Consider the following 13,087-nt stretch of genomic DNA (forward strand, 5'->3'; position numbering starts at 1 on the left):
ATCTTCTCTCTAAAGGGGGAGTTTAAGCGTCATTCGCTTTGATCGCAGGCTTATCCGATAACACTTTACCATCCTTAATAGTAATGATCCGCCGAGTGCGCTGCGCCAGTGCCACATCATGAGTGACAATAATCAGCGTTCGTCCCGCTTGATGGAGCTGATTGAACAAGGCTTCGATTTCAGCGCCTGATGTTGAATCCAGCGCTCCTGTTGGTTCATCGGCCAAAATGATTTGTGGGTCATTAACCAGTGCTCGAGCAATAGCCACTCGCTGTTTTTGACCGCCAGAAAGTTGATTGGGTTTATGATAGAGGCGATCACCCAAACCAACACTCTCTAATAAATACTCTGCCCGTTGACGCCTTTCTTTCAACTTTGTTCCGCTATATACCAGTGGCAGAGCGACATTATCAATCGCATTTGCATAATCGAGTAAATTAAAGCTTTGAAAAACAAAACCAATTTTTTGATTTCTTATCTTGGCTAATTGGTGATTGCTTAACGATGATACTGGTTTGTCTTCGAGTATATAGTTACCACTGGTGGGGGTGTCCAAACAGCCAAGAACATTCATTAAGGTCGATTTGCCTGAGCCAGATGGACCAAGAATAGCAAGGTATTCCCCTTTATTGATATTCAGTGAGACATTATCCAGCGCTTTGACGTGTTCTTCACCACTTCGATAATGCTTACAGATATTGGAGAGTTGCACGAGAGGAGATTGATCATTCACTTTGTAATGCCTCTAATGGAGTGATATTTGCTGCGCGATTAGCTGGAAACCAAGCCGCAATGACGCCGATGATAATTAATGCTGCCATAACCAAAAGCAGAATTGGCCATGATAGTTCTGGTTGAGGTTTACCCAACTGATCATAAAGAAAGTTACCTTGTAGTGGTAATTGTTGAATGAGACGGATCAGTGCGTAGCTAAAACTCAATCCAACGATTCCCCCCATAGCCATCGTTAGGATGGATTGCACTAAATAATGCAGACGAATATTGGTGCTGGTAGCGCCAACCGCCATTCTGACACCGATATCTCGCGTAGCGCGTTTGACGGTTGCATACATTACATTGGCAATCCCAATCCCTGCAACGCTTAAAGTCACAAGACCAATCACCCCTAAAAAGCTTTGCAGACCGAGTAAAAAGCGTTGCATGGTTTTTTGTCGGAGTAGCATGTCTTGGGTTTGAATTAACTGCTCATCACTGGGATCGGCAGAATATTTTCTGGCTAACACTTGTTTAATCACTTGAGCTAATTGTTCGCGATCAGCTTGTGCTGTGGGTTTGACATTAATCGCCGTAATCGCTTGATTGGGATAAAAACGTTGCCAAGTACTTAAAGGAACAAATAACGAATAATCAATGGGTAAGCCATCTTCTACTAGTGAGCTATTGGTTTTAATGACCCCAATTACTGTGAAATCTTCATCACCGACCTTAACGATTTTACCGACGGGATTGATGGTTAACACGGGCGATTGCAGGAAATCCTCATCGCTGTCTTGATTAAACAACTGACTTGCAGTGGTATAACCCAACACGATGACTTTACGCTGTTGCTGGTTATCTAATTGATTAAACCAGCGACCGCCGGGCATCATTTCTATCCCTGTCAATTGAGCATAATCAGGACTAACGGCATAGGGCGTTCGCCAACTGCTGTTTTCTTGGTAACTGACGGTTTTCTCCCACACAGCACTGACTTCTGCTTGTTGTACATTGGGCAATGCACGGATTACATCGACATCTTGAGCTTGTAAAGTCACGGCTTGACCACTAAAGAATCGCCCACTATTGATAGTGGCGTAGCCGGGAGTGATGTAAATCAGTTGACCATTACCGCTTTGCGAGGCGCGGGTTAACCCTTGTTTTAGCCCTTCGCCGCTGGCTAACATGATGCTAATGCACAAGGTCCCCCAAGCGACGGCAAGTATCGTGAGCAAAAGACGCTGTTTTTCTGCCAGCATTTCTTGAACAATTTGTCTGATTGGCAGCATGCTATCCTCTCGCACTTAAAGCTAACACTGGCGTTAAATGGGCGGCACGGCGCGCTGGAAAATAAGCGGCACATAACGCGAGGCAAGTGGTTATCAAGAGCGAACCAATGATCGATGCGCTGGTGATGATCGGCGTACCTAGCCATTCAGGCAAACCCAATTGATTGAGCGTTGCAATGGTTAAATACGAGAGGCCAATACCAAATGTACAGCCAAGAGCAACCAATAACGTGCCTTCGAGTATAAATTGCCAGAGGATAGTGTTTGGGGTTGCCCCGACCGCCAGTCTCACACCTATTTCTCGCGTTCGTTCTGTCACCGATAAAAACATAATATTCGCCACGCCTAACGCGCCAACGGCAAGTGTTATCATGCCACTCGCACCTAAAAACAGTTGAATACCGCGAAATAGCGCATTGATAAATTGAGCACCACTACTGAAGTCTGGTAAATAAACCGCTTCGCTATCTGTCGGATCATAGTGTTGCTGCTTGGCAAAAAACGTTTGTATGGTGTGACGTAAAGCCAGTCCTGGGATATCTGCTTTAGGTTTTACCAATAAAGAATAGGGTTTACTTTGCCATAAATCGGTAAAGGTCGTGCTAGGGATCATCAATTGATTACTTTCATTATTTAATGATACACCGCCTTCTTTTTGCTCAGTGATACCAATAATAAAAAAGGGTACGCCATTGACCTTAACGCTATCGCCGAGCGCCAATTGACCGACTTGGGCTAATTGCCAACCGATGATCGCTACTCTCGCATGATTGAGTACATCATTAGGGGATATCGCACGCGACGCCGGATGTAAGGTTAGACTTTGTAAAGCAAAATAATGCTGATCAACCCCAGCGACATAACCTGGTAGTGAGCGTCCTTGATCGTTGGTGACGTTGGCATCCCATTTTCCGTACATCACCGACAGTTGCTCTATCGCTGATTGTCTGGCTAACGCGTGCATTTGCTCCTCGGAGATCCGGATAGGTCGTTTCGCCGGTAGCCCTTGCCATGGTTTAGTCGTTTGACTAGGAAAAGCCATCTGAGTATCACTCATCAGTAACGCAAAGGATTGAGTATTCACTCGATAAAACCCTTCACCTAAAGCGACTAAAACCAGTACCGACAGCATTCCCCAGACAATGGCAATAATGGCTAATGTGCTGCGCAAGCGGTGTGCCAACAAAGTTTGGGCAACTTGTAAAAATAGGCTGTTCATTACTGCAGTGCTCGTGCGATTAACGCGATACTCTCATCATCTAATTTGCCAACGGTTTTTAGCAAGGCAATGCGATGATGCCAGTAGTCGTATAAACGAGTTTGTAAGGTATGTTTACTATTAAACAGTGCATTATGAGCAGTGATAACCTCAGAAGCTTCGGTCATCCCGGCGTTATACACCGCTTGCTTACTTTCTAACGCGGTTTGTCGCGCCAACACTTGTTGCTGGGCAATTTCAATCCGTTGCCATTCCAATTGCAGTTGATGAAAGCGAGTTTGAATTTCTTGTTGAATATCAATCTCAACTTTTCTCACCGCTTGCTTGTTGTTTAAGATAGTGAGTTGAGCGCGATCCACATTAGAACGTGTCGCCCCATTTAAATCGATAGGCACGCTGAGCGTCAGCCCTGCATTCAAATCACCATCACGACCTTGATCAGTACTTTGATAGGACACGCTACCTGATAACGTCGGGTAATATTTGGCTTTAGCGGCGTCATGTGCAAATTGAGCCGCAGTTAACTCTTGTATGCTGGCTAACAAGGTCGGACTGTTGTCTTTGGCAAGCTTAATCCATTGTTGTTCAGTCGCAAAAGGCAAAGTGGGTTGCTCTGATACCTGCGTATTGATTTCATTGATTTTATCAACTGGCTGATTAATGAGTGCCGTTAACGCATATTGTTTGCTAGCAAGAGCCGATTGTGCGGCGAGTAAAGCAGCTTGCTCATCAACATGATTGGCGCGCATATCTTCTAACTCTGTGGCGCGAATTTTACCGGCCAGATAGCGCTGCTCAGTGATCTGCAGTAATTGTCCACCTTCATGCCATTTTTCTTGAGCAAGATTCAAATCGCCTTGAGCGCTTGCCACATCAAGATAAGCGGTCAGTAAACGGGCAGCAAGGTTATTGTATTCCGCTTTTGCCCGCAGTTGCGTAGCGACATAGTGAGCTTGAGACTGATCAAGCGCAGACCAAGCAGAGCTATCCCAAAGGGTTTGACTTAATGTGGCGCCATAACCTCTTTGGTTGTCACCATCTTGGTTCCAACTGGTTTGCGCCGTGATATTCAGCGATGGGCGTAATACGCTAGTGGCTGTGGCGACGTCAGTTTGACTAATTTGCGATTGGATTTGTGCCTGCATGTAGGTTGGGTCAGCGGTTTTTGCCGCTTGCCAAGCTTGTTCTAACGTAATAGCAAAAGCGGGTTGACTGATCGCAAGTGCTAATAATCCATAACGGGTAAAATTGATCAAGGCATTAGTTGGCATAAGAATGACCCAGCATACTGTTATCAACAATGGTTTGTTGGTTTTCAAGTCCAGATATAATTTGCACATTGATGCCATCGGATAACCCTAATATTACTGGCTGTGCGGTGAATCCATGTTCTGAATCATCAGCAATTAATACTTCGGCTTGATTACCTTGAAAACGTAATGCACGTTCGGGGATCGTCACGACATCGTCGACTTTCTCTAAGATGATATGAGCAGTGGCTGAAAAACCGGAGCGAAGGGTAATTGTATCAGGAAAGCTCAGTTGGCTAATCTCGACTTCAAAACCATTATCAAACCCTGTGCTATTGGCCGAGCTAGGGTTATTAAGCTTTTCCGATTGCACGGCGACTTTACTTAATACGCCATCGATATTAATGGTTGGAAAGGGTGCAAGTACGACCGTAACTGGCATACCAACGGCTAATTGCGCGGCATCGTGTTCGCTGACACTACCTTTAAAAATCATGTTGTTCATATCGGCGATGGTCATTAATTCTGTCGCAGCTTGGCTGGAGGCGGTAGAGATGATTGGCTCACCCACCTCAACTTTTAAATTTAAAATAGTGCCGTCAATCGGAGCAGTTAGGGTTGAAGTTAATTTTGCGTCGCCAATTGAGGCTTCACCGCTACGAATTAATTCCAAGTTTTGACGTTTTTGCACCACATCAGCTAATTTTGACTTCAGATCCGCTTGAGCTTGGACATAGTCGCCGTAGTTTTTAGGAATAATATTTTGTTGTACCAACCGTTCTAAATTGGCAACGTTTTGTTTTGCTGATTCTAAGCTGGCTTCACTTTGCATTAACATGGTGGTTGCTTCGGTGAGTGCTTGCGGAGTTGGGTTAGGGTTAATTTTAATTAATGGCGTACCTGCAGTAACGTGTTCACCGACTTGGTGGAAGACCTCGCCAACGATACCTTCAATTTGCGATTTGACGGAAACCGAGTGAGCAGGAACGATTTTTCCTACCGCGACGGCTTGTTTTTCAATTTGACCTAATTGTGCCGTGAGGGTTGGCAGTGAAGCTTTGGGCTGAGAAAAATGTGAGTTAACCCAATAACCACTGCCGATTAATACGATGCCGACTGCAATCCAGCGTTTTTTCATGTTAGGTTCCGTAAGTGAGATAAGATCATGAACGTATGATGGTAAATTGATGATTAGGTTCCGCAGATAATCATCAGACAGTGCTTTATGAAAGCTATCTGTGGGTCTTAATACGCCAGATAGCCTAACTGACCATAACCTCGTTTGTCACTCAGTGGTGTGTCTTGAAATGTACGTTTGTGTATTGCTAAACACAGGAAGTGAGTGAATCAAAGCCTTAGACGATTAAGCGAGGGAGATAAAAAAAGCCACAACCTTAAGTGACGTTGTGACTTTTTGTGTGAGAGGTTTTGCGTTGTGCTCTCTACTCGCTAGCGTTTATTGCGTAAATAGCGTTTACGACGCTCTTCTTTTATTTTCGCTTTTTCTTCCGCTTTGCGGATTTCTTCTTGTTCGACTTCGATTAATTCATTTGGAATCATCTCTGGGTGTTCTAAGGTGATTTGCCCAAGTACCCCTTGACGAAGTTCATGTAGAAGAATTTCCGATGCTTTATGTAAATCTACTCGTCCACCAGAGCGCAGCGCGCCTCGTTTTTGGCCGATCGCTTCCATCCATTCAACGTCAGATTGCGGCGTGCCATCAACTTGATAACGTGCGGTGAGTTTGTCGGCATAATGTTTGGCGAGATACTCGACTGTGTAAAACGCGACATCTTCGTATTCCATTGCGGTATCTTTAATGGCGCCTGTCGCGGCAAGGCGAAAACCACTGTGAGGGTTTTCAACTTTCGGCCATAAAATACCAGGGGTATCAGATAGCACGATACCATTTTGTAAATTGATCCGTTGTTGACGACGTGTTACCGCAGGTTGGTTACCGGTTTGGGCTATCGCTCGACCAGCCAATGTATTGATGATGGTAGACTTACCCACGTTAGGGATCCCCATGATCATGGTGCGGACATTTTTACCCACTTCTTCACGATGGGGAACGAGTTTGCGACAAAAATCGAGAATTCGATGCACTTCTTGTGGATTTGCCGTGGTGATGGCCATGGCTTTCACCCCTTGCTCTTGCTCTAAATGAGCAATCCACAACTCGGTCATTTCAGGATCCGCCAAATCACGCTTATTCAGCACTTTAACGCAAGGTTTGTCACCGCGAAGCTGAGAAATGAGCGGGTTTTCACTGCTATAAGGGATACGCGCATCGAGCACTTCGATAATCACATCAATTTGCGGAATTGCTTCTTCAATCTCTTTACGAGCCTTGTGCATGTGGCCCGGAAACCATTGAATTTTATTATTAACCATTGGAGTTTGTAGCCTTTCGTTTTTTGGTTTTAGCTGGTGGGGTATCAGGTGGGCATCAAAACAATCGATGAGTTTGATTGGGTCGCCATACTAACCATAATGACAGCAGCTCTTATGTTGAGTATTTTAGCATTTTTATCATAGCGCGGGAATCTACATATGATGAGGTTTGGTTTAGCTCATTAGTGAAGATGAAAAGTGAAGCAATTAATCGGTTGTGAATAATGAAAAAGTTCACAGGAAAATGATAATGATAAAGCGATAAGCATTGAGCCCAACGAGAGCGTTGAGCTCAATGGCAAAGGATTAAGGAAGCTGAGTAACAAAGGTGCCTTGAGGGGTAACTGGTAAATATTTTTGATAGAAATCCAAATAGGCTTGCTCGGGGTGGAGATCAGTGAAGACATCAGGGTAGAGCGCCTTAGCATAAAACTGAATCATTGCGCCGTCCATAATGGTTCGACATGCACCATGATAGGCGGCATACATCCGGTTGTTTTTTACTGCATTAATGGAAGACCAACCCAGCCGTTGTTTAAAGCCCGCTAGCCGTTGTTTTGCCGTTTCTTCGGCGACGTCTTGCCCTATGAGCATTGCATTGCTGGCAGTGCCGGATTCATACCCTGTAATAACAATCACATCGGGATTGCTGGCAATAATTTGTTCAGGGTTAAGTTTTCCCCACCATTCGACATAAGGGACTGAAATATTATCGCCACCCGCCATGGTTGAGATAGCTCCCCACATATTTTTACCAAAGGTGTAGCCCACTTCATTTACCCCGCTTGCACCATATTCGGTATAGATTTTTGGTTGAGGTTTATTTGCCGCAGCCAGTCGTTGAGTTATCTTCTCGACACTTTCCTGATATTCATTCGCAATGGCTTCAGCCCGTTTTTCTTGTCCTGTGATGATGCCAATCAGTTGGGTGCTTTTTACATGCCGTTCTACCGTTTGAGCATTATAATCGACAACCACAATCGGAATCTCCATTGCTTCAAGGCGAGAGACTTCCGTGCTTAAGGCTTTATATTGCCAATCGGCTAATAGGATGAGGTCAGGGTTTAGGCTGATCACTTTTTCTATCGAAAATGAATTGGTATCTACTCGGCCAATTTCAGGGATATCATCCAGTGAGGGACGATGCTTAACATACATCTCCCAGTTGGCTGGCCGAGCTTGCCAGATGTATTTTGACATACCAACGACGTTGTCATAGGCCGCTTCTGTACCAATAGCCATATAGTCTTCAGGGTAAAAACCAACAATAACGCGTTGAGCGGGAGCGTTAAAGGTAACTTGCCTTTCTAATACATCAGTAACGGTAGTCACTGCTGAGAGAGCTGTGGTGCTAAAAGCCAGTGAAGCCATGATCAGGAATTTTTTGTACATACGATAAACTCTTCATTTGCTATTAAATGCATATTTGGCGCTGGAATGCGTCGGACTATTGACATGATTATAAGAATAAACTAAATAATTATGCAAATAGTTATTATTTAGATACTCAATGTGTGGTAATTATTATTTATTGAATGGTATTATTCACAGCCAAGGCCGCATAATGTGCGCTGATTCAATGCTAGTACGAGTCACGCATATACAGGCGTGTTCGAGAAAATAAGAATGAAAAGAAAGGCTTTGCTCACCTCTTTTATCATTATCCCAGTATCAGGTTTGATCACTGCAAAACCAAAAGTGCTCGATAGTGTTGTCTGGTTGTCATTGAATTTTTTCTCAACGAGTTGTTTTTGGCTACGAAAAACTGGATTAATAAAAAATGATCTCTGATACATTACAAGATGCTGTTATGACACAGCGAGAAAGTGAACGTCGCCGTAGTTGGATGTTATTTGGCTTCGGTTTATTGCTGATTGCTTCCTTTATTCTAGATATTATGACTGGTCCCTCGATGATCGATGTGACCTCGGTACTGCATGCATTATTAGAATGGATCGGGCTTCCTTTTCAGGTTGATGCTTCGACACAAGTGATTGTCAAAAATTTACGATTGCCTATTGCATTAATGGCTATCTTCGTCGGTGGATCGCTTGGGGTCGGCGGTGCAGAAATGCAAACGTTGTTGAATAATTCAATGGCGAGCCCTTATACGTTGGGAATGGCTGCCGCAGCTGGATTTGGTGCCGCTTTGGTACTTTATGTTGGTTCGCTAGGCATAGAGAACCATTTTGCGGTTCCCTTAGGCGCTTTTGTGTGTTGTATGCTTTCTGCTTGCTTTCTCTTTGCTCTTGCATCTGTACGTCATATTGGGTCTGGGCAGTTGATTTTGGCAGGCATAGCTTTGCTGTTTTTATTTCAATCTTTACTCTCATTAGTGCAGTTCATCTCTTCACCGGAGTTAAGCCAGCAAATTTTGTTTTGGTTGTTTGGCAGCTTATCGAAAGCAACGTGGAATAACTTGATGATCACCGCTGTCGTGGTCAGTTTGAGTGTTGTACTGTTACTAAAAGATGCTTGGAAGTTAACGGCATTACGTTTAGGGGAAGAGCGGGCAAAAAGCCTCGGAGTGAATATTGTTCGGCTCAGGTTAAAAACATTATTTCTCGTTGCACTGATGACGGCAACGGTGACCAGCTTCGTGGGTATTATTGGGTTTATTGGTATTGTCGCTCCCAATATCGCTAAGATTTTGGTCGGTGAGGATCAACGTTTCTTTCTTCCCTTATCCTTTTTAATCGGCGCATTTTTACTCTCTACCGCCTCTGTTTTATCGAAAGTAATTGTTCCAGGAGCGCTGTTCCCAATTGGTATTGTGACCGCCATTGTTGGAGTGCCCTTTTTCTTTTGGCTCATTATTGGCAAGGCGCGTTAATATGTTACAAGTTAACAATCTTCATGTTCGATTTGGTGATTTAGTCTTGGCGGATGGGGTGAGTTTTTCATTACAACCAGGTCAAGTAACGGCAATTCTTGGTCCCAACGGTACAGGAAAAAGTACCTTACTCAAAACCTTGTTTGGTGATATACGATGGCAAGAAGGCGAAATTCGCTTCCATCAACAAATACTCAATAAGCAGCATCTTGCGCAATGGCGTCAACAGTTTGGTTACATGCCACAAGATATTCATCTTGATGTCAACTTGTCGGTGATTGAAGTGATTTTGCTTGGGCGTTTGGATGCCTTGAGTATGCGCATTGATGATAGGATGTTGAATGATGGCCTGTCAATCCTTTCTCGTTTAGGTTTACGTCATTTGGCACATCGAGATGTCAGAACCTTAAGTGGAGGGCAGTGCCAGATGATTTTATTTGCTCAAGCATTGATGCGCAGCCCTTCCATCTTAATGCTGGATGAACCTGTTAGTGCGCTCGATTTGCACCATCAACATGTGTTGCTTGAGCATTTGGTTGAGCAAACTCGTCAGCATCAATACACTACGATTATGGTGTTGCATGATCTTAATCTTGCCGCGCAATATGCGGATAATCTTTTGGTGATGAAACAAGGGCAGTTGTTAGCCCAAGGGAAACCGCAAGATCTCTTGACTTCCGAATTGATATATCAACTGTATCAGGTGGATGCAGATGTACTGGTCGATGATAAAGGGATTCCTTTTGTTCGTACTCGACGTTCGGCATAGAAAGTTTTGATCTTCTGGTATTGTTGTGAGAATAAACCGATGAGGAGAGCCATCCTCATCGGTTTATTTAAATCATTCCGCTTTCATAAAAGGGGAAATGGATATTAATGATTTATTTTGGTAAGGCTCTGACTCATTGAACGGCTCTGTGAGCTCATAAAATAGAGACACCAGCCGAGAATAACAAGAGGTAGTAGAGGATCATAAATAGAGCCAGCGGTCCCAAAAATAAGGTTCAGTGTCATGATTAACGTACCGCCAATCGCCCAAGCAAGGGTGGTTGGAATGGTCCAAATCACCAATTGTTTGCGAACTTCTGTCACTCCCATTAGACGGTTGACAATATGGAATAGGCTGTCATTAAAATAGCCCGCGAATAGACTGCCCATTGTTGCAGCGGAAGCGGCAAAAAGCATGTTCACATCTTGAATTTCGGCTAAAACTGGCGCAGAAATGGATGCCGCGGTAATCATTGAAACCGTCCCACTGCCCTGAATAACTCGCACTAATGTTGCGATAATAAACGGGATCATGATTGGTGAGATGGGTAATGAGGCGACTTGGTTAGCAATTTCAGCCCCAGCGCCTGACTCGCGTAGTACGTTGCCCAGAGCACCGCCAGCACCAGTAACGAGAAGGATGATCCCTGATGTTGAAATGCCTTGTTCCAGCTTCGCAGTTGTCTCTGCTTTGTCTAGGTATGGCGTCAAAGTGTATACCGCCAGTAATGTACTGATCGATAGCGCAATGATCGGGTGACCAAGGAATTGAATAGCCTGGCCGAAAAAGCTGGTGCTAAATCCCGTTAATCCGAGTTGTTTCTCTGCCAGCTGTGTCAGCGAATTTGCTAGGATCAGTAAAATCGGTACCACGATAGGCATGATTGATTTAGTCAAAGAGGGTAATGCTTTTGCTGACTTTGACGCCATATAGTCCGCGTGAACTTTTTTCTGGTCTTCTGGTGCTTTAGCCAACGTCACTGGTGTCGCGTATTCGGGGAAATGCTTCTCTAGCCAACGCGCATACATGACAATTCCGGCCACTGATGGTAAAGCGATGATCAAACCAAAACCGAGCATCGAAGCGATATCTACACCAAAAATACTTGCTACTCCCAACGGTCCAGGTGTTGGTGGGATACAGTGGTGAGCCACGACAAGACCACCTGCTAATGCGACCGTAAGAGTGAGAATCGAACGTTGAGAAGTCTTAGCCAAAGACTTAGCAATTGGATAAAGGATGATTAAGGCACTATCGACAAAGACGGGAATACTGACAATGTATCCGGTGATCGCTAACGCCAGTTCTTCCTTTCGTTTACCTAGCCATTTAATGAAGTGATAGGCGATGGATTCTCCAGCGCCAGAGGTTTCCAAAATGGCTCCCATCATGACACCCAGACCAATGACAATGCCAATGCCACTTAAGGTACCGCCAAATCCTTGGCTGATGGCCGACATTGTTTCATTAACACTTAATCCACCAATCAAGCCCGCAATACAAGCGGCTGCAAGCATGGCGATCAAGACATGAACCCGAGTGCGCAGAACCAGAAATATCAAAACAAATACCGCGATGATCAAACCGATAACTGAAGTAGATAACATTATGCATCCTCCATTTCTACGACTGAGCAAGTCGTAAGGTAGCGAGAAAGAACGACATTAAAATTGGCATCAACACTGAAACCTAGGTTGAGTTCCTTTGTGTTATCAATGGCTTGAGGCCAGCTTGCTACGATCGATTCAATCGTTTTATCTTTTTTAATGGTGACGAGATCGGTGCGAGAAGGAGACACTTGCTCTGCCATGACAGCAAGCATAGTGCGTGGCGTAACTCTAATACCGGGTAAGTTAAAAGTTCGATAACCCTGGATAGCACTACGCTCCAGTCGGCTTGCGTGGATAATATTCTGAATGACAGTTTCTGGGCTGGATATCCACAGTCCGAGGTCAAGATCCACTGGACAGTTGGATGTTTGACCTTTTAGCGGTTCGCGAATCATGCCACTTACGAACGATGACGCGGCCTGATTGGGGACGCCGGGACGGATACAGATCGTTGGCAGACGAACGCTGATCGCATCAACCAGATTTTTGCGACCATAATCGTTCACCAACAGCTCGCCTATGGCTTTTTGTGTACCGTATGAAGAACTGGGCTGAGTCGCCGTCATTGGCGTCACTACCTCTGGTAATGCTCCACCAAACACCGCGAGCGAACTAGAAAATACAAAGCGTATCTCTGAATTGACTTGACGGCACTGTTCAAGCATTAACTGTGTTGCCGTCAAGTTAACCTTGATGCCAAGATCGAAATCTTGTTCTGCATGACTTGATACAATCGCAGCAAGGTGAAATACATGAGTGGTTGTCGGACCAATCAAGGTAGCCACTTGTTGTGGATCGGTGATGTCGGCGACGATGGCACTGACTCGTGGATCTTCAGTGATAGTACCGTTGGGTTTGACTCGATCGACAATCATTAAAGACTGAATCGAACCTGAATCTTGTTGGAGTAGGGTTTGAGCTAGTAGAGATCCGAGAAATCCGGCACCACCAGTGATTACGATGTTCATACACATGTCCTTGTTGTATTGCTTGTTATTATTGTTAT

The 13,087-nt window shown here is 44.6% G+C and carries 11 protein-coding genes; 2 read left to right on the plus strand and 9 right to left on the minus strand.

The genetic code is table 11. The features are described 5' to 3' along the window. Nucleotides 1-22: 22 nt before the first annotated feature. The 7 genes from AACS00_RS09485 to AACS00_RS09515 all read right to left on the minus strand — a co-directional run bounded on the left by AACS00_RS09485 (nucleotide 23) and on the right by AACS00_RS09515 (nucleotide 8,261). On the minus strand, nucleotides 23-733 hold the full coding sequence (locus tag AACS00_RS09485) for an ABC transporter ATP-binding protein (protein ID WP_072671133.1): 711 nt from the start codon (nucleotides 731-733) through the stop codon (nucleotides 23-25). After that, nucleotides 726-2,006: an ABC transporter permease gene (locus AACS00_RS09490; protein ID WP_072671134.1), complete on the minus strand. Its 1,281-nt coding sequence runs from the start codon at nucleotides 2,004-2,006 to the stop codon at nucleotides 726-728. The genes AACS00_RS09485 and AACS00_RS09490 overlap by 8 nt, the downstream gene beginning before the upstream one ends. Nucleotide 2,007: 1 nt before the next feature. Further along, on the minus strand, nucleotides 2,008-3,225 hold the full coding sequence (locus AACS00_RS09495) for an ABC transporter permease (protein ID WP_110167225.1): 1,218 nt from the start codon (nucleotides 3,223-3,225) through the stop codon (nucleotides 2,008-2,010). Then, nucleotides 3,225-4,496 (minus strand): TolC family protein, encoded by a 1,272-nt coding sequence (locus tag AACS00_RS09500; RefSeq protein WP_110167226.1) that lies wholly within the window; start codon nucleotides 4,494-4,496, stop codon nucleotides 3,225-3,227. The genes AACS00_RS09495 and AACS00_RS09500 overlap by 1 nt, the downstream gene beginning before the upstream one ends. After that, nucleotides 4,486-5,613 carry an efflux RND transporter periplasmic adaptor subunit gene (locus AACS00_RS09505; protein ID WP_110167227.1) on the minus strand — a complete coding sequence of 376 codons (1,128 nt, stop codon included), beginning with the start codon at nucleotides 5,611-5,613 and terminating at the stop codon, nucleotides 4,486-4,488. Before AACS00_RS09505 ends, AACS00_RS09500 begins: the two co-directional genes overlap by 11 nt. 311 nt (nucleotides 5,614-5,924) lie before the next feature. Then, a complete protein-coding gene (gene ylqF, locus AACS00_RS09510; RefSeq protein ID WP_110167228.1) occupies nucleotides 5,925-6,869 on the minus strand; it encodes a ribosome biogenesis GTPase YlqF in 945 nt (314 codons plus the stop codon). A 306-nt stretch (nucleotides 6,870-7,175) separates the two neighbouring features. Beyond that, the gene (locus AACS00_RS09515; RefSeq protein ID WP_110167229.1) at nucleotides 7,176-8,261 is read right to left on the minus strand and encodes an ABC transporter substrate-binding protein; all 1,086 of its coding nucleotides are present in this window, start codon (nucleotides 8,259-8,261) and stop codon (nucleotides 7,176-7,178) included. Between the two features lie 388 nt (nucleotides 8,262-8,649). Between AACS00_RS09515 and AACS00_RS09520 the strand changes: the two genes are divergently transcribed. Together AACS00_RS09520 and AACS00_RS09525 are read left to right on the plus strand one after the other, a co-directional pair. Beyond that, nucleotides 8,650-9,702, plus strand: a complete 1,053-nt coding sequence (locus AACS00_RS09520; protein WP_072671140.1) for a FecCD family ABC transporter permease — start codon at nucleotides 8,650-8,652, stop codon at nucleotides 9,700-9,702. A 1-nt stretch (nucleotide 9,703) separates the two neighbouring features. After that, nucleotides 9,704-10,471 carry an ABC transporter ATP-binding protein gene (locus AACS00_RS09525; protein WP_110167230.1) on the plus strand — a complete coding sequence of 256 codons (768 nt, stop codon included), beginning with the start codon at nucleotides 9,704-9,706 and terminating at the stop codon, nucleotides 10,469-10,471. A gap of 104 nt (nucleotides 10,472-10,575) precedes the next feature. On the opposite strand, the gene AACS00_RS09530 is transcribed toward AACS00_RS09525, so the two are convergent. Then, nucleotides 10,576-12,078: a GntP family permease gene (locus tag AACS00_RS09530; RefSeq protein WP_110167231.1), complete on the minus strand. Its 1,503-nt coding sequence runs from the start codon at nucleotides 12,076-12,078 to the stop codon at nucleotides 10,576-10,578. Next, nucleotides 12,078-13,049, minus strand: a complete 972-nt coding sequence (denD, locus tag AACS00_RS09535; protein ID WP_110167232.1) for a D-erythronate dehydrogenase — start codon at nucleotides 13,047-13,049, stop codon at nucleotides 12,078-12,080. The genes AACS00_RS09530 and denD overlap by 1 nt, the downstream gene beginning before the upstream one ends. Nucleotides 13,050-13,087: the final 38 nt, after the last annotated feature.

Origin of the sequence: Vibrio sp. 11986-1-5 (assembly GCF_963878025.1) — a bacterium.
GTDB lineage: Bacteria > Pseudomonadota > Gammaproteobacteria > Enterobacterales > Vibrionaceae > Vibrio > Vibrio injensis.